At 67.8% G+C, this 17,286-nt stretch carries 12 protein-coding genes; 4 read left to right on the top strand and 8 right to left on the bottom strand.

Features of this window, described 5'->3' with window-relative positions; genetic code table 11:
* The first annotated feature begins 75 nt into the window (after positions 1 to 75).
* A complete protein-coding gene (locus LAQ74_RS05175; RefSeq protein ID WP_224335738.1) occupies positions 76 to 3,267 on the top strand; it encodes an FAD-binding and (Fe-S)-binding domain-containing protein in 3,192 nt (1,063 codons plus the stop codon).
* A 6-nt stretch (positions 3,268 to 3,273) separates the two neighbouring features.
* On the opposite strand, the gene LAQ74_RS05170 is transcribed toward LAQ74_RS05175, so the two are convergent.
* The 4 genes from LAQ74_RS05170 to LAQ74_RS05155 all read right to left on the bottom strand — a co-directional run bounded on the left by LAQ74_RS05170 (position 3,274) and on the right by LAQ74_RS05155 (position 6,464).
* Positions 3,274 to 4,428 (bottom strand): pyridoxal phosphate-dependent aminotransferase, encoded by a 1,155-nt coding sequence (locus LAQ74_RS05170; protein WP_224335736.1) that lies wholly within the window; start codon positions 4,426 to 4,428, stop codon positions 3,274 to 3,276.
* A gap of 32 nt (positions 4,429 to 4,460) precedes the next feature.
* Complete coding sequence (locus tag LAQ74_RS05165; protein WP_224335734.1) at positions 4,461 to 5,249, bottom strand: helix-turn-helix transcriptional regulator; 789 nt, start codon at positions 5,247 to 5,249, stop codon at positions 4,461 to 4,463.
* 298 nt (positions 5,250 to 5,547) lie between these two features.
* Positions 5,548 to 5,964 (bottom strand): GIY-YIG nuclease family protein, encoded by a 417-nt coding sequence (locus LAQ74_RS05160; RefSeq protein WP_224337128.1) that lies wholly within the window; start codon positions 5,962 to 5,964, stop codon positions 5,548 to 5,550.
* A 65-nt stretch (positions 5,965 to 6,029) separates the two neighbouring features.
* On the bottom strand, positions 6,030 to 6,464 hold the full coding sequence (locus tag LAQ74_RS05155; protein WP_224335733.1) for a DCC1-like thiol-disulfide oxidoreductase family protein: 435 nt from the start codon (positions 6,462 to 6,464) through the stop codon (positions 6,030 to 6,032).
* Between the two features lie 156 nt (positions 6,465 to 6,620).
* Between LAQ74_RS05155 and LAQ74_RS05150 the strand changes: the two genes are divergently transcribed.
* Entirely contained in the window at positions 6,621 to 8,954 is a 2,334-nt protein-coding gene (locus LAQ74_RS05150) for a DEAD/DEAH box helicase (RefSeq protein ID WP_224335731.1), read from the top strand.
* Positions 8,955 to 9,221: 267 nt separating this feature from the next.
* On the opposite strand, the gene LAQ74_RS05145 is transcribed toward LAQ74_RS05150, so the two are convergent.
* Complete coding sequence (locus tag LAQ74_RS05145) at positions 9,222 to 9,698, bottom strand: hypothetical protein (RefSeq protein ID WP_224335729.1); 477 nt, start codon at positions 9,696 to 9,698, stop codon at positions 9,222 to 9,224.
* Positions 9,699 to 9,754: 56 nt separating this feature from the next.
* Between LAQ74_RS05145 and LAQ74_RS05140 the strand changes: the two genes are divergently transcribed.
* A complete protein-coding gene (locus LAQ74_RS05140) occupies positions 9,755 to 9,925 on the top strand; it encodes a hypothetical protein (protein ID WP_224335727.1) in 171 nt (56 codons plus the stop codon).
* 98 nt (positions 9,926 to 10,023) lie between these two features.
* Here the strand turns inward: LAQ74_RS05140 and malA are convergent, their stop codons facing one another.
* Positions 10,024 to 12,081, bottom strand: coding sequence for an alpha-amylase MalA (gene malA / locus LAQ74_RS05135; RefSeq protein WP_224335725.1), 2,058 nt, complete (start codon positions 12,079 to 12,081; stop codon positions 10,024 to 10,026).
* Positions 12,082 to 12,226: 145 nt separating this feature from the next.
* Here malA and LAQ74_RS05130 point away from each other — a divergent pair, with 145 nt between their 5' ends.
* A complete protein-coding gene (locus tag LAQ74_RS05130; protein WP_224335723.1) occupies positions 12,227 to 16,753 on the top strand; it encodes a DUF7997 domain-containing protein in 4,527 nt (1,508 codons plus the stop codon).
* On the opposite strand, the gene LAQ74_RS05125 is transcribed toward LAQ74_RS05130, so the two are convergent.
* Together LAQ74_RS05125 and LAQ74_RS05120 are read right to left on the bottom strand one after the other, a co-directional pair.
* Positions 16,743 to 16,892 (bottom strand): hypothetical protein, encoded by a 150-nt coding sequence (locus tag LAQ74_RS05125; RefSeq protein WP_224335721.1) that lies wholly within the window; start codon positions 16,890 to 16,892, stop codon positions 16,743 to 16,745. The two genes, LAQ74_RS05130 and LAQ74_RS05125, sit on opposite strands and share 11 nt — an antisense overlap.
* Positions 16,889 to 17,164: a hypothetical protein gene (locus tag LAQ74_RS05120; protein ID WP_224335719.1), complete on the bottom strand. Its 276-nt coding sequence runs from the start codon at positions 17,162 to 17,164 to the stop codon at positions 16,889 to 16,891. The genes LAQ74_RS05125 and LAQ74_RS05120 overlap by 4 nt, the downstream gene beginning before the upstream one ends.
* Positions 17,165 to 17,286 lie beyond the last annotated feature (122 nt).

Raw genomic sequence — 17,286 nt, 5'->3', positions numbered from 1 at the left:
ATCGACGGACGATTTCGAGTTTGGTCACCGTCGTGTCCGGACGTTTATAGTACGGTACCACACAACACAGAGACGATGGCATCTGACTCTTCGTCCGCCGCCTCCGCGGACTCGTCGCGAGACGCGGACCCCTCGGCGGACGCCGCGGCCAACTACGACTACCGGAACGACGACGTCGCTCGTCCGGGCGTCGTCCGCGACCTCGAAGCGCGCGTCGACGGCGACGTGCGCTTCGACAGCTACACCCGACAGCTGTACGCGACCGACGCCTCCGCCTACGAGGTGACACCCGTCGGCGTCGTCTTTCCGACCTCGACGGCCGACGTGGCGACGGTGGTCGGCTACTGCGCCGAGCGGGAGATTCCGGTGCTCCCGCGCGGCGGCGGGACGAGTCTCGCCGGGCAGACCGTGAACGAAGCCGTCGTCCTCGATTTCTCCCGGTACATGGACGCCGTCGTCGATATCGACGCCGACGGACGGCGCGCGACGGCGCAGGCGGGGGCGATACTCGGCGAACTCAACGAGGAACTCGCGCCGCACGGGCTGAAGTTCGCACCCGACCCGGCGTGGGGCGACCGAAGCGCCATCGGCGGCGCTATCGGCAACAACTCGACGGGCGCGCACTCGCTGCAGTACGGCAAGACCGACTACTACGTCGAGGAGGCGGAGGTCGTCCTCGCCGACGGCACCGTGGCGACGTTCGGTGACATCGAGGTGTCGGAACTGCGCGAGAAAGCCGACCCCGACTCGTCGGCGTGGGGCGATGGTCCCGAAAGCGACCTGCTGCCCCGAATCTACGCCGAAGTCGTCCGCATCATCGACGAGGAAGCCGACGAGATCGACGCTCGCTACCCGGAACTGAAGCGCAACGTCTCGGGGTACAACCTCGACATGCTCGTCGACGAGGCGCGCGGTGAACGTCGCACGCCGGACGACTCGGGGGTCGACCCCGCCAGCGAGGCGGGGAGGGTCAACCTCGCTCGACTGCTCGCCGGGAGCGAGGGGACCCTCGCCGTCGTCACCGAGGCCACCGTCTCGCTCGAACCGGTGCCGAACACGAAGTCGGTCGCGCTCCTGACGTACGAGAGCGTCGTCGACGCGATGGAGGACGTCGCGCCCATCCTCGAACACGACCCCGCCGCCGTCGAGGTGATGGACGACGTGCTGCTCTCGCTCGCCCGCGACACCGCCGAGTTCGCCGACGTGGTCGGGTTGCTTCCGGAGGGAACCGACTCGGTGCTGCTCGTCGAGTTCTACGCCGAGGACGACGACGACGGCCGCCAGCAGGTCGCGGACCTCGTCGCCGACCGGGTGAACAGGGAACTGTCGACGGCCGACCCGACGCCGGGTGCGGCCGAGAAAACCGAGAAAGAACGGTACGCAGCCACGGCGATGGAGGCACACGACGCCGAGACGAGAGCGAAGTTCTGGAAGATGCGCAAGTCCGGGCTCCCCATCCTGCTCTCGCGCACCTCGGACGCGAAACACATCGCCTACATCGAGGACACCGCGATTCCGGCAGAGAACCTTCCGGACTACGTCGTCGACTTCCAGGCGATTCTCGACGACCACGACACGTTCGCGAGCTACTACGCCCACGCCGGGCCGGGCGTGCTCCACATCCGCCCGCTGACGAACACCAAGACCATCGAGGGCGTCGCGGAGATGGAGGCCATCGCCGACGCTGCGACGGACCTCGTCGTCGAGTACGGTGGCAGCGTCTCGGGCGAACACGGCGACGGCCGCGCGCGCACCCAGTGGAACCGGAAGCTGTACGGCGACCGTCTCTGGAACGTCTTTCGCGACCTGAAAACGGCGTACGACCCCGACTGGATTCTCAACCCCGGGAACGTCTGCGGGGACGTCGATATGACCGAGAACCTCCGTCTTTCCCCGGAGTACGAGTTCGACGCCGGACTGGACCCGGCGCTGAACTGGGAGAACGAGAACGGCTTTCAGGGGATGGTCGAACTCTGTCACGGCTGCGGCGGCTGTCGCGGCGGCCAGTCCACGGTGGGTGGCGTGATGTGTCCGACCTACCGCGCCGCCGACGAGGAGTCGCTGTCGACGCGGGGGCGTGCGAACATGCTCAGACAGGCGATGAGCGGCGATTTGGGCGACGAGGAACAGTTCGACGTGGAGTTCATGCACGAGATTATGGACCTCTGCATCGGCTGCAAGGGTTGTGCGCGCGACTGTCCGAGCGAAGTCGACATGGCGAAGCTCAAAGCCGAGGTGACGCACGAACACCACAAGCGCCACGGCCCGGGTCTTCGCGACCGACTGTTCGCCAACATCGCGTGGCTCTCCTCGCTCGGGTCCCGCTTCGCGCCGCTGTCGAACTGGGCGACGAAGGTGCCGGGCGCGCGGACGGTCCTGGAGAAGACGGTCGGTATCGCGAGCGAGCGAACGCTGCCGACGTTCCACGCCCAGCCGTTCGCGGCGTGGTTCGACGAGCGCGGCGGGGCGCGCGTCCCCGAGTCACGGGCGACCCGGAAGGCGCTGTTGCTGCCGGACACGTACACGAACTTCAACCACCCAGAGGCGGGGAAGGCCGCGGTCAGGGTGCTGGAAGCCGCTGGCGTCCACGTGCGCGTTCCCGGCAACGTCGCCGACAGCGGCCGACCGGCGTTCTCGAAGGGTTTCCTCGGGAAAGCGTACGACACCGCCGAGTCGAACGTGGAGACGCTCGCCCCGCTGGTACGGGAGGGGTGGGACGTCGTCGTCGTCGAACCCTCCGACGCGGTGATGTTCCAGTCGGACTACCTCGACCTGCTCGGGGGCGAACCCGCGACGGTGACCGACCCGACGAAGGCCGAGGAGCGGAGCCCCGACGAGACGCCCGACAGCGACGCGGGCGTCGTCGCCGCCGGGACGTACGGGATACTGGAGTACGTCGACACGTTCCGCCTCGACGAGGCGATGTCCTTCTCCGACGGCGGACACCGCGAGTTCCTCACCTACCACGGCCACTGTCACCAGAAGGCGACGAAGAAGGACTACCACGCCGTCGGCGTGCTCCGACGGGCGGGATACGACGTCGAAGCGCTCGACTCCGGCTGTTGCGGGATGGCCGGGTCGTTCGGCTACGAAGCCGAACACCACTCGATGAGCGAAGCCATCGGCGAGGTACTGGTCGAACAGGTCGAGCACGCCGGTGGCACCGTCGTCGCCCCCGGCGCGTCGTGTCGGACGCAACTCGGCGACCTGACGGCCGGCGAGGAACCGCCGCACCCCGTCGAGAAACTCGCGGCGGCGCTGGACTGAGCCGGTTCAGAGATCGTCCAGGACCGCGCCGAGCGCGTCGAGTCCGGCGTCGACTTCGTCGGGCGCGCGGCCGAGCGACAGCCGGAACGACGAGGCGTCGTCGAAGAACCGGCCGGGGACGACCAGAATCCCGGCGTCCCACGCGGCCTCGGAGACGGCGTCGCCGTCGGCCGACTCGTGCGAGAGGAACGCGTAGCTGCTGTCCTCGGGGACGTCGCCCGCGAGGTCCGAGCGGCCGTCGACGAACGCCGTGAGGCGGTCGTGGTTGCTCGCGAGGTGGTCTCGCGAGCGCGCCGTGAGGTCGGCCTCGTGGTGGAGCGCCCGCCGCGCCAACGCCGCCGTCGGCGTCGCGACGAAGGGGACGTGGGTGAGGACGCGTCGGGCGCGCTCGACGAACGACTGCGGACCGACGAGCCAGCCGACTGTGAGCCCGCCGAGACCGTAGAACTTCGTGAGCGACCCGGTGACGACGGTGTTCGGCAGTCCCGCAGCGGAGACGCCGCCGAACGGTCGCGGGCCGCTTCCGGGGGTCGAACCCGCTTCGGAAGCCGAGACGAACGGCGCGTACACCTCGTCGACCAGCAGGTACGCGCCCGCGTCGGCGACCCGGTCGGCCAGCGACGCGAGCGTCTCTCGGGTGGTGAGTCGACCGCTCGGGTTGTGCCGGTTCGTCACCGTCACGAGCGCCAGTCGGTCGGGAAAGGCGTCGGCAACGCTGTCGGGGGAGAGTCGGTACCGCTCGTCGGCGGACCGGGAGAACCGGTCGACGCGCGCGCCGAGTCCTCGCGGGGTTCGGACCAGGGGTTGATACCCCGGGTTCTCGACGAGAACGGCGGGCGCTTCGTTCGTCCCGGTCGTCCCAGTCGCTCCGTTCGTCTTCGTCCGACTTTCGGTCGCAGCGGCGAGCGCGGTGGCCGCCGCCACCAGGTTCGCGTGCGTCGCACCGGCGGTGACGAGAACCGACTCGGGCGGGACACCGTAGATAGCAGCGATCTGAGACCGGAGCGTCACGTCTTCCGGCGGGTCGCCGCGGTCGGAGAGTACGGGCGGGACGACGTTCGACGACGGCGGGGCACGCCTGAGGTCGCTCGACCCGAGGTCGTGGTCGGCGGCCGCCGGTCGTCCGGTAATCCACTCGATGTAGGGAATCCGTGGGAGCATCTGCGCGCAGGTACGCGAGGCAGCCGAAAGAGCTACTGGTCCGAGCGCACCGACAGCGGCGCGGCGTCGGTCCACCAGTTCTCGAACGTCGACTCGGCCCACTCGACGGCCTCCGGGTCGTCGTTTCCGATGAACGCGTACGCACCGGTGTCGCCGTAGAGCAGGAGGCTGATTTCGGGACCCGTCGGCGTCTCGGCGCAGATGAGACTGTACGGCGGGTCGACGGGCGTCTGTCGCAAGTGGAGCTGTCCGGTCGACAGCGCCTCCTGCAGTTCCTCGTCGTACGCGGCGACCAGCCGTTCCACTACCGCGTCCGACAGCGCGAGGTGGGCCTCGAGCGACCCCTCGACGATGCGTTCGTGGTAGATCTGGACCTGCTGCGGAAGAACGGTCGGAGCGAGCCCCCGAACGGAGGAGGCACGCGAGACCACCTCACCGTGGCAGGTGACCGGCTGGTGCGGCGAGTATTTCTCCGCGTAGACGATTTCCGCGCCGTCGAGCACCTTCGCGTCGAACTCGGTCGTCGGACTGAGCGTGTCGAGGGCGTCCAGTGATTCGACGATGCCGTCGAGTTGCGAGACGAAACTATCGTACTCGGAGAGGACAAGTTGCCCCGCGAGCGTACGCCGATAGCCGTTGTCGGCGCGTTCGACCAACTCCAGCCCTTCGAGTTCGCGGATGCCTCGGTCGACCGTCGAACGCGAGACGTCGAGAAAGTCCACGAGCTGACACTTCGGGGTCCCGTCGTCATCGAGTGAACGGAGGACGCTGCCGCGTCGGGCGACGGCGGCCATTATCTCAGAGGGACCTAACTGACTCATCAGATAGTGAAGCCCGGACGACGGGTAAAAGTGTTCGGTTGCGACATATAGTATATAAACCTCCGACGGATTTATATATCTGTTTTCGGAGGTTGCAGAGATTCGACGATGGATGATGTAAAGACCCCCCCAATCGTAGTTGGAAGTGCCGGGGTGCCTCTGACAACCGGCAAACCGCGGTCGTCGGCCTTGCCCGGATCGACGGCCAGCGGGGAGGCGGCTTCGACCGGCGGACGGCTCTGCCCGGACCGCCCGCCGGTCGCGGCCGCTTCCGATGTCTCATCGATTCGTCGACTCGTCACTTCGAGCCGAGGGCCTCTCTATGCGCTCGTATCGTCGCTCGCCGAGCCTCGTCGACGGTGGGCCACCGCGCGAGATGCGACAGACACCGACAGTCCGACGACCCGAAACCGGGAATCGGGCCGTCGCCGAGCGCAGTCGAGACCGCGCACTCGACGTCCTCGCCGGGAGTGGTGACCACGTCCCGAATCGACGCCGCCGGGTGCCCGAGCAGATAATCGACGTGCCAGTGGTGGACGACTCGCTCGCCCGCGGCCACCTCGCGGTGTCTGTCGACGCGGGCGAACCCGCCGGGACCGAGAGCGCTGCCCGTGTAGGCGTAGCCGCCGGCGAGCACGTCGACCGCACCGAGCGCACCGACGGTTAGCCGGGTGTCGGTCGCCAGTTCGACGACGAGCGTGTACGTGCCGCCGATGGCCTTCCCGCTGGAATCCGTCCCGTCGGTTCCCGCCTCGCTGTAGTCCGCCCCGCCGTCGTCGGTCACGCCGACTCCGATTCTTCGGGGCGGTCGGCCGCCGCGGCGACGAGCGCGTCGAACCGCTCGCGGGCCGCGTCGGTCAGCGGGTACGCGTCGTGAACGTCGGCGGGGTCGCGGCCTCGGCTACTGGCCACGCCGACGGCGGCGGCGATACGGTCGTAGCTGTCGCGGACGAGCGAACCGACGATATCCGGCGTGCCCGCACGGTCGGCGAGTTCCTCCGCGGCGGAACGACCGGCGTAGACGCGGCCCCGGCGGGCGTCGAAGAGTACCATCGCGAACGGCGTCTCGCCGAACTGCGCCTCCAACGCCGCCTGCGCGGCGTCGTCGTACCACGAAATCGCGCCGATGTCGTCGAGCCGCCGGAGCGCGCGGGCGGCGACGGAGCAGTACGGACACTCGCCGTCGTAGACGAGCACCGCGTCGTAATCGGCCATGATCGGCCGTTCGCACCGCCGGAACAAAACCTCGTTGGCGACGGAGGCCGGCGAGTCGTCGGTGTCGGACGACGCCGGCGGCAGATCCGTGTCCCAGGGGTCCGAACGCGACCACCGACCCGCAACCGTTAGGCTCGTTCACCCCCGAACGCGGTCGTGGACGAGTTCATCGCGTGGCTTCGGGACCGGCCGTACTACCGAGGACAGATCGCCGACCACCGGACGGTCCCGGCGCGCGACCCGGAGTTCGCCGACGTCGACCTCGAACCTCGACTCGACTCGGCGCTCCAAGCACGGGGAATCGACCGACTCTACCGCCATCAGGCCGAGGCGGTCGAAACTCTCAGAGACGGAAAGAACGTCGTGCTGGCGACGCAGACGGCCAGCGGGAAGAGCCTCGCGTACACGGTTCCGGCGTTCGAGCGCGCGATGGACCACGGCGGGCGGACGCTGTATCTCGGCCCGCAGAACGCGCTCGTCGCCGACCAGGCCGAGACGTTGGGGGAGTTGGCGCGTGACCTCGGCTTCGGCAGTCGCGTCTCCGTCGCGCAGTACACCGGCCGTCTCTCGCAGTCGGAGAAACGGGCGGTCCGTGACCGCGCACCGACGGTTCTGCTGTCGAACCCCGACATGCTGCACTACGCGTTGCTACCGCACTCACATCGGCTCTGGGAGTGGTTCTTCTCGTCGCTCGAAACCGTCGTCGTCGACGAGGTCCACGGCTACCGCGGCGTCTTCGGGAGTCACGTCGCGCTGACGCTCCGGCGACTGAACCGCATCTGTGAGCGGTTCGACGCGGACCCGCAGTTCGTCTGTTGTTCGGCGACCATCGGCAACCCCGTCGAACACGCCGCGCGCATCACCGGGCGGAGAGAGTCGTCGTTCGCGCTCGTCGACGAGGACACCGCGGCGACGGGCGAGAAACACTGGGTGCTGTGGAACCCCCCGGAGTACGAGAACGAAGGTCAGGGAGGCGGGAGTGGGCGGCGGACGTCGAGTCATACGGAGACGAAAAATCTGTTCGTCGATTTGGTGGCGAACGATTACCAGACGCTCGCGTTCACCCGCGCCCGGCAGGCCGCCGAACGCTACGCGACCGACAGTAGCAGAGAACTGCGCCGACGCGGCGAGCGTGACCTCGCACGGCGGGTACAGGCGTATCAGGCGTCGCTGAAACACGACACGCGCCGCGACATCGAATCGCGCCTGCACGACGGCGATCTGCGGGGGGTCTGGAGCACGAACGCGCTCGAACTCGGCGTCAACGTCGGCGGATTGGACGCCGTGCTTCTCGACGGCTACCCCGGCACGCGGATGTCGGCGTTCCAGCAGGCGGGGCGAGCGGGCCGGGGGGCGGACGCGGCGCTGGTCGTCCTCGTCGGCGGCGAGGACCAACTCGACCAGTACCTGATGCGGAACCCCGACGAGCTGTTCGACGGTGACCCCGAGCAGGCGGCGTCGGACCCTGAAAACACCGAACTGCTGCCGGACCACGTCGCCTCCGCGGCCGCCGAAAACTGGCTCTCCGTCGACGACGAGCGAACCTTCGGATCTCCGTATCCGAACGTCGTCTCCGACCTCGAATCCGCGGGCCGCCTGGACCGCCGCGACACCGCGCAGGGAGCGAGATGGATTCACAGCGGCGAGGGGAGTCCGCAGCACTCGATGAGCCTCCGAACCATCGAGCGCCGCGAAATCGACCTCGTGGTCCGCGACCGAAACGAAGTCGTGGCGTCGCTCTCCTTCTCGGACGCGCTTCGCGACGTGCACCCGGGTGCGGTGTACCACCATCAGGGGCAGTCGTACGAGGTGATCGACCTCGATTTGGACCGCGATGTCGCCGAGTTGCAGGCGACGTGGGCGGACTACTACACCCGCGTGCTGACGGAGAAGAGCATCGCCGTAAACGGGGATATCGCCGAAAAACCGCTGTCGGCGCGGCCCGACACATCCGTTCGATTCGCCGACGTGACGATGACCGAGCAGATTACTGGATTCGAGCGTCGCGACCCGAAGCGCGGCGAAGCCATCGGACAGGAGCCTCTGGACCTGCCGGAGACGAGCCTACGGACGAAAGCGTTGTACTTCACCGTCCCCGGCGACGTCGAGCGCGAGATGCGCGAGGCCGCGGGCGACTGGGGGTTCAACGGCGGCATCCACGCGGCCGAGCACGGCATGATCTCGCTGTTTCCGCTCACGTTGCTCTGTGACCGCGCAGACATCGGCGGACTCTCGACGCCGTATCACGACCACACCGGACAGAGCACCATCTTCGTCTACGACGGGTATCCGGGTGGGGTCGGCCTCACGCGCGGGGGGTACGGGGAGGTGGAGACGCTGATGAAGCGGACCGCGCGCCTCATCGACGACTGCGACTGCAGCGACGGCTGTCCGGCGTGCGTGCAGTCACCGCACTGCGGCAACGCGAACGAACCGCTCGCGAAGGAACCCGCGGTCCAGTTACTCGACTCGCTCACCGACATGTCGTGACCGTCGCCGCGGACGAGGGACGCGTCGCTACTGTTCGGACAGCTTCGCGTAGGAAAGTGTGAGGTCGACGCGTCGACTGTCGAGTGCATGGCACGACAAACGGTGTTGCCGACCTCCAGACTGTCATGAATTCTGAACAGTCATAAGTCTTTATGGAACTGTACGTCGTGTGACGAGGTTTACGTCGCCAGTTGTCGACAATCGACAGATAGGTTCATACCGATGAACGGATTTACGACACGAAAACTGAATGGCTATTTGAAGGCCCTAAATGCTGGTATCTGTGTCGTTCAACACCGCTTCGAACTCGTCGACACGGTTCTGTATGTCACGGAGTCGCTCGCGTGCAGTATCGGGACTCTGATACAGTTCGAGCGACCGAAGTCGGTTCTCCATGGCGACGAGGAGTGCGTCGATCTCGTCGTCCCAGTCTGCGCCCTGGAGGTTCGCAAAGAGGTGGACGAACATCCACCACCCCGAGGAGACGGCCGCGTCGTCGTCGGCGACGGCCGGAACAGGGCCGTCGAACGTCTCGTACCACTCCTTGGCGGCGCTAGTGGCGAGAAACGGCGCGTGCGCCGCGATGTCTGTCCTGTCGCCCGCAAACCGGTCGGCAGCGATGGTTTCGGCGTCGATCTCGCGCGCTTCGACACACCACGAGTCGACGAGCGACGAGTCCCGAAGGTCGTTCCACCGGTCGCGTTCGTGGTCGACGACGGCCCCGTACTCGTCTTCGATCGCCATGCGCACTTCGCCGCCGGGTAAGTCGGGGTCTGCACGTAGCGGAGCGCGCGGATTCGATGTTCGGCGTCGAACTCATCGGAGTCGGCGAGGCGGTCCATCGCCGGAAAGACGTACTCGCGGAGCAGGCTGACTTCGTCGTCGACCGTCGGAAGCGAGAAGACGACCATCGCGATGCCGGGCATAGCGAAAGGGGCGGGTGGACGGCTGATATACTTTCAGGCGACTGAGGATATCGGAGTCGCTAAACCGCGAAAACGAGGTCTGATTCGGTCAGACTGTCCGCGTCCGGACCACCGCGTCGCCGAGTACCCGCGCGGGCGTCCCCTCACTCATCGACCGGCAGAACCGCGACGTGGTCGACGTACAGGCCGTGTTCGTCGGCTTCGAGCATCTCGCCTGAGACCACGTCGCGGTTCTCGACGGACGGGCCGAACTCGACGGGCGCGGGGTCTGCGCCGAAGTTCAGCGCGACGACGTACTTCTGGCCGTCCTCGCGAGCGGAGCGAGTGAGGGCTCGTCGCGAGGCGTCCGAAGCGACGGTGTCTTCGCGGGCGAACGCCACGACGCGGTCGGACTCTGCCTCGTAGTCGATGCGGCTGAACGCGCCGTCGTAGCGAAGCGCGTCCGTCTCGTTGCGCATGTCGATGAGCGACTCGTAGTAGTTTCGGAGCTCTTCGTTCGCGTGGTCCCACGCCAGCGCGTCGCGGCGGCCCATCTGCCCGAGTTCCTGTCCGCCGTACAGCATCGGGACGCCCGGCAACGTGAACAACGCCGCCCCCGCGGCGTACGCCTCGGGGTCGCCGCACTCGACGACGTATCTCGTTTCGTCGTGGTTTTCGAGGTAGAGCATGAACGACGCGTGGTCGGGGAACCCGACCTCCCGACGCTGCTCGACGGCGTCGAGGATGGCCTCCGCCGGTTCGACGCCGCGGCCGACCTGCCGGAGCGTGAAGTACAGCGTCGTGTCGAAGTGCATGTCGAACGCGAGGTCGTGGAAGTCCGCGATGTACGGAATCGTCTCGTCGAGGAGCAGGAACTCGGGGTCGCGCGTCTTGAGGCGCTCGTGGAGTTCGGTCCAGAACGGCCGCGAGACGGCCCACGCCATGTCGCAGCGGAAGCCGTCGGCGATCTCGGCCCACGTGTCCGCCGCGTCGAGCAGATGTCTCCGGACCTCCAGGTTCCGGAAGTCGAAGTTGGCGATCTTCTCCCAGTCGAAGTACGTGCCGGGTTCGCCGCTCTCCTGCCACTCGTACCAGTCGTAGTATTCGGAGTCCGGATTCCCGTACGCGTCCTCGAAGAACGGGTGCTGGCGCGCCGAGTGGTTGAGCACGAGGTCGAACAGCACCTTCATCCCGCGGTCGTGGGCGGCGTCGACGAACGCCTCGTACTCCTCGCGGGTACCGAGGTCCTCGGCGATGCTGAAGAAATCCGTGATGTTGTAGCCGTGCGGGGCGTCGTCGTTCTGCAGCACGGGCGTGAGCCACAGACAGTCGACGCCCAGTTCGTCGAGGTAGTCGAGGCGCTTCGTCAGCGCCTCGAACGTGTTGTCCGCCTCCTCGTCGTCCGACGCGAAGCCGCGGACGTAGATCTCGTACAGCGTCACCTCGGTCGACCACTCCGGCGGTTCGTTCAGGCGGATGATGGAGATCTCCTCGTCGCCGGCAGTCGACGCGTGGCCCTCGGCGTCGACGCGTCCACCGACGCTGACGTGGTCCGAGGGAGTGAGTTCGCCGCGCTCGATGGCGACGGAGTCAGGGACGCTGTACGACTCGCCGACGGCGACGGCGTGGACACGGGCGAGCTTCGGCAGTTTCTCGACGGGGACGCGGAGCTCCCAGCCGTCGACCGTCACGTCGCGGGCGCGGAGGTCGTCGCGGTCGTCGACGAGAAACTCCACGTCGAGCGAGTCGCGCGGGCGGTCGCTGTTGGGGTTCGTCCGGGGGTCGGCGCGGACGACGACGTGGTCGCCCTCGACGGAGCCGTGAAGCTGTATCCGCGGGCGCCCGCCCCCGCTACTGCCGCCGGAGCCAGCGCCCGAACCGGAGCCGCTGACGTCGCCGCTCTTGCCGGTCGGTCTCGCGGAGCCGCTGGCGAAGCCGCTCATCCCGCTCGCGCCGCCGGCGGTTCCGGCGGGTGCGAGTTCGCCGGGGAACGCGCGAATGGTCTGGCGGTGCGTCCCGTCGGGCGCGTCGAGTTCGACGACGTACGTGCCGGGCGCGTCGGGCGTGATGAACTCGACGGGGTCGTCGCCGAGCGACAGTTGACTGGCCAGCGGTGCGCTTTCGATCCGCCAGCGGTACGTCGAGCCGGGGTCGGGGTCGGTCGGTGCGAGTTCGAGCGTTCGTCCGGTCGCGGTGAACCGCGGCGGACCTGGATGGTGCATGGGCGTGCTATCGCACCCGACGACATTGACTTTACGCCCCTTCGAACAGTTGCTGCGCGCGAAGCGTGTCGGGAATTCGGGGCACGGGGTCGCGCCGCGAGCGACTGCCACCAACGCTTATGCTATTTCGTCTCGCTTCTCTTCCATGAGACTCCGAACCGCGTTGAACGATTACAAGCGAAATCGTGGCGCGCGTTTTCCGGAGGAGTGTCCGACCGCGAACGGGGCCTTTTCGGCGCATGGAGACCGTCTGGTCTACGTCGACCCCCGCGGACGCCTCCGGGACTATTCCTCTTCGCTCTCCGGGCTCTACGGCATCGACCGATCGCGTTTCGGCATCGAGACCGACGACGGCACCCGCTGGTTCGACGAACTCGACGCCGTCCGGCAGCACTACTACCGCGAGACGAACGTCGTCGAAACCGAGTACGACGCCGGGGCGTACACGGTCCACCAGTACGACCTCACGCTGGGCCGGGCACACGTCACGCACGTCGAACTCCGCGGTGCGATACCGGCGGACGCCCATCTGACGGCGTTTCTGACGTTCGCGCCCGAAGGCCGGGAGACGCGCGTCGGCCGCCTCATCCACGAGTCGTCGGGGCCGAACGGAACGAAAGCGGTCGAGGTGTTCCACCGGAACGAACACGACTACGTCACGGCGTCGACCGGGCTTACCGACGTCCGCGGGCAGATCCCCGAGCGGTTCGACGAGATGCTCTCGGAGGACTCCTTCGAGTTCCCGCGTGAAGCCGTCCTGAACCGGTACGAGGACACCCACCTCAGCGGCGACATCGTCGTCTCCGCGCCGTTCGAACGCGAGGGTCGCGCCGCCCGGACGACGTTCGTCACCCAGCTATCGGACCACGGCGAGTTGACCCGCGAGCAGGCGCTTTCGGATCTCCGCGACTGCGCGCTCTCGCACGCGACGGCCGACGATCTGCGCGAGGCGGGACGGATGCGCGCCGAAGTGTACGTCCCCGACGGCGCGCCGAACGCCCGCGTCGTCCGCTCGGACCTCCGGGCGCTGTCGCTGCTGACCGCGCCGACGGGCGCGCACATCGCCGGCCCCGAGTTCGACCCGTTCTACGCGCACTCCGGCGGCTACGGCTACACCTGGTTCCGCGACGACGCCGAAGTCGCCGCGAATCTGCTGGAGAGCGACGACCTGCTCGACCTCGACGTGGACGACCAACTCCAGCGAAGCGTCGGCTTTCTCTGTGACACCCAGCAGGAGGACGGGTCGTGGCCGCACCGCGTCTGGGCCGTCGACGGGTCGCTCGCGCCGGGGTGGGCGCACGGCCGCGTCGAAGGTAACGAGGGCGACGAGTACCAGGCCGACCAGACCGCGAGCGTCACGACGTACCTCGCCACGTATCTCCGAAAGCGCGGAACGCGGCTGCGTTCCGCCGAGCGCCGAGAGATCCGCGGGGCCATCGACCGCGCCGTCACCGCGATGGACGAGACGCTCGCCGACGACGGCCTCCCGATCCGCTGTCAGAACGCCTGGGAGAACATGGGCGGACGGTTCACGCACACAGCGGCGACGTTTCTCGAAGCGTACGCCGCCGTCGCGCGTGCGCCCGTCGACGACAAACTCGGCGACCACGCCGAGGTGCAGGCCGGTGCGGTCGTGGCGGGACTCGACGAGCTGTGGATCGAAGACGTGGGCCACTACGCGCTCCGCCTCGACGGCAGTCACCTCGACGACCGGTTCGACTCCAGCACGCTCGCGCTCGTCGACGCCTTCGACGAGTACAGCCACGTCGAGGAACTGACCGAGGAGTCGCTCGACCGCCTCCGCGACCACGTCGGCGAGACGCTCGACGGGCTCTACCGGAGTCCCGAGGGGACGCCGGTCGCGGGTCTCGTCCGGTTCGAGGACGACACCTGGCGGCGCGGCGACCAGGAACCCCCGAAGGTGTGGTCGGTGTCGACGGCGTGGGGTGCCAACGCCGCGGTCAAACTGGCGACGCTTCTGGACCGCTTCGGCTTCGACGGCGAGGCGTTCCTCGTGCGCGCCGAGAATCTGTACGAACTGCTGTTGCCGGAGGGACCGTTCGCCACCGAGGCGGGCTACCTCGCAGAGCAGATATTCGACGACGGCACGTTCGACAGCGCCACCCCGATCGGCTGGTCGCACTCGCTGCGACTCGTGACGACGGCGTTGCTCCGCGAGGTCGACGCGCTGCCGGTGAGTACGTCCGCGCCCTCGGGCCCCGAGGAGTGGCCGCGGTGGACCACCGGCGAGAAGTACGGCGTCGGCACCGTCGCCGACCACGGCGACGAGGACCCTTCCCGAGTGTGGTTCACGCTGACCGAGGGCGCGCTGACGGAGGTCCGGTTCCCGCGCGTCGACCTGATGAACCTGCGGACGCTCGATTTCCTCGTCGTCGACGCCGAGGAGGGGTCGGACTACACGGCGCGAACGTACAACGAGACGCGCCGCGACGATGCCGCCGAGACGATAGGGCGGCGGGCCGAAATCGTCGAGGAGGACGCGCTGGTGTTCCGCCACATCATCGCCGAGCGCGGCGACGGCCGAGGCCACGAGTGGGAACTCACGCTCGAATACGCCGCCGACCCTCAACACGACGCGCTCGTCGTCGACGTCTCCTTCGAGGCGCTCGACGGCAACGAGTACCAGTTGTTCAGCGTCGCGGACACCTCGCTGACGAACACCGGCGCGAAGGACCGCGGCATGCGACTCGGCAAACCCGGCAGCTACCACCTCGTCGCCCGCGACGCCGGGGCGTACGACGTGGGCGACCCGGTTCTCACGGACGAAGAGGGCGAACCGTACAGCGTCGCGCTCGCGCTCGCGGCGGCGAACCGCTTCGAGTGGGCGACCGTCGGCGTCGCCGGGTCGGAGTACCTCCACGGCCTCTTCTCGGGCGGCGACCAACCGGAGTCGCGCTCGCGCGTCGACGACGAGAACATCGTCCTCGTGGGTCGGGTCGGCGTCGGGACCGAACTCGACGAGACGCTCGCGCTCGGCTTCGGCGAGAACGCCGACACCGCGGCGGCGCTCGGCGAGGCGGCGGGGGCGCTGACCCGCGGCTACGAGACGGTTCGGGCGGCGTACGTCGACTCCTGGGAGCGGTTCCTCGAACCGAAGGCGCTGCCGGAGTGCGTCGTCGCCGACGACGACCTCAGAGCGCAGTACAAGAGCTGTCTGATGGGGCTCCGTGCCGTCGAGGACAAGACGTTCCTCGGCGCGGGCATCGCCTCGCCGTCGGTGCCGTGGGGCGAGGCCGTAAGCTCCGAGGAGGCGAAGGGGTACGGGTATAACTTCGTCTGGGCGCGCGACCTCTATCAGGTGTTCACCGTGTTCGAGGCGGTCGGCGACCTCGAGACCGCCGAGGCCGCGCTCTCGTACGTCTACAACTACCAGCAGGACGACCACGGCTTCATCCCGCAGAACTCCTATCTCGACGGCCGTACCCGCTGGGGCGGCGAGCAGATCGACAACATCTCCTTCCCGCAGGTGATGGCGTACCAGCTCTTCGAGGACGGCCTCGGCTTCGAGGAGGCCGACTACGACTACCGCAACGTCAAGCGCTCGGCGGACTACGTCGCGCGGAACGGACCCGCGACGGCACAGGAGCGCTGGGAGGAGGAGGCTGGTTACTCGCCCTCCTCTATCGCCGCCGAAATCGCCGGATTGGTCTGTGCGGCCGCCATCGCCCGAGACGAGGGCCGGACCGACGACGCGCTGGTCTGGCTGTCGCTGGCCGACGACTGGACCGCGAACGTCGAAAGCTGGACGGCCACCGAGACGGGGACGGAACTACACACCCACACGCCGTACTACGTCCGCGTGACGCGCGACGGCGACCCGGAGGCGGGCCACCTTCGGACGCTGGCGAACAACGGCCCGACGCTCGACGAGCGCGAGATCATCGACGGCGGGTTCCTCGAACTCACCCGACTGGGCATCAAGCCGTGGGACGACGAGGTGATTCGCAACTCCCTCGTCGAAGTCGACGAGGCCATCCGCGTCGATACGCCGTACGGCCCGGCCTTCTACCGGTACAACGGCGACGGCTACGGCGAGCAGGGCGGCGACGAGGAGGGCGCCCCGTGGTCCATCGAGACGAAAGGGCAGGGACGGCTGTGGCCCATCTTCACCGGCGAGCGCGGCGAGTACGAACTGCTCGCGGGTACCGAAGACGGGCCGCTCGCCCCCGAGAACCTGCTCCGGACGATGGCGGCGTTCGCCAACAGCGGGCGGATGCTCGCCGAGCAGGTGTGGGACCGCGACCAGGAGACCGAGTACAACTGGGAGTTCGGCGAAGGCACCGGGTCGGCGACGCCGCTGGCGTGGAGCATGGCGCAGTTCGTCCGTCTCGCGCACGGCATCGACGCCGGAAGGCCCGTCGAGACGCCCGCGGCGGTCGAGAAACGCTACCTCGAAACCGAGCGACCCGATGGTCCCTCGATCCGCGTCGACACCGACTTCCGCGGCGACACGCTCCACGTCACCGGCAAAACCGACGCCGCGATCGTCGCGGTCCGAACCGACGAGGGGACCGCGCTCGTCGAACCCGAGGACGGAACTTACGAGGCGACAGTCGACATCTCCCACGGCGAGAACCAGATAATCGTCGCGGCGGCGACCGACATCGACCTCGAAACGGCGGGGACGACGGTGAAGCGATTCACGCTCTGAGCGACGAACACGATTTTCGAGATCCGTCGTCAAGGAGTCGCTGCAGGACGACTTTTGCGAGTCCGTAGCAGACGAGCGCGAGCGCGACGAAGAACAGCCAGTAAGTCAGTACGTCGGGACCGCCGGGAGACACGCTCACTCGCTCCCGAGGTCGGGTTTCGGCGAACCGTGACGCGCCTGCTTCTCGCGGACGTAGATGTACGCCAGAAAGGCGGGGATGCCGGGGAGAAACCCGGCGAAAAAGAGCGCCGTGACCCCGAGCGCCCACGCCGGGGCGTACGCCATCCCGTGGTTCTTCGCGTCGTAGTAGACGAACAGGCCAGCGCCTATCGGGAGGACGAGTATGAGGAAGATGATCATCAGTTCGGGGCCGCCCGGCAACGCACCGAACAGGGGAGTTGGAGGGGTCATCACCGACACGTTCACCACAGACGGCAAATATCGTTCGGATTCGGTCGGATATGTAACAGTACCGTGACCGTGTGTCACATACCCCGGGTACCGTTAAGTGACAGCCACCTATAGAGAGAACT

This window comes from Haloprofundus halobius, from assembly GCF_020097835.1.
In the GTDB taxonomy this organism is placed as follows: Archaea; Halobacteriota; Halobacteria; order Halobacteriales; family Haloferacaceae; genus Haloprofundus; species Haloprofundus halobius.
Note: the sequence above shows the minus strand (reverse complement) of the source record. Positions and strands in the feature narration are given on the sequence as shown.

Coding starts and splice junctions, on each gene's coding strand:
- LAQ74_RS05175 (WP_224335738.1), top strand. CDS start 76: ATGGCATCTGACTCTTCGTCCGCCGCCTCCGCGGACTCGTCGCGAGAC.
- LAQ74_RS05170 (WP_224335736.1), bottom strand. CDS start 4,428: ATGCTCCCACGGATTCCCTACATCGAGTGGATTACCGGACGACCGGCG.
- LAQ74_RS05165 (WP_224335734.1), bottom strand. CDS start 5,249: ATGAGTCAGTTAGGTCCCTCTGAGATAATGGCCGCCGTCGCCCGACGC.
- LAQ74_RS05155 (WP_224335733.1), bottom strand. CDS start 6,464: ATGGCCGATTACGACGCGGTGCTCGTCTACGACGGCGAGTGTCCGTAC.
- LAQ74_RS05145 (WP_224335729.1), bottom strand. CDS start 9,698: ATGGCGATCGAAGACGAGTACGGGGCCGTCGTCGACCACGAACGCGAC.
- LAQ74_RS05140 (WP_224335727.1), top strand. CDS start 9,755: ATGTTCGGCGTCGAACTCATCGGAGTCGGCGAGGCGGTCCATCGCCGG.
- malA (WP_224335725.1), bottom strand. CDS start 12,081: ATGCACCATCCAGGTCCGCCGCGGTTCACCGCGACCGGACGAACGCTC.
- LAQ74_RS05130 (WP_224335723.1), top strand. CDS start 12,227: ATGAGACTCCGAACCGCGTTGAACGATTACAAGCGAAATCGTGGCGCG.
- LAQ74_RS05120 (WP_224335719.1), bottom strand. CDS start 17,164: ATGACCCCTCCAACTCCCCTGTTCGGTGCGTTGCCGGGCGGCCCCGAA.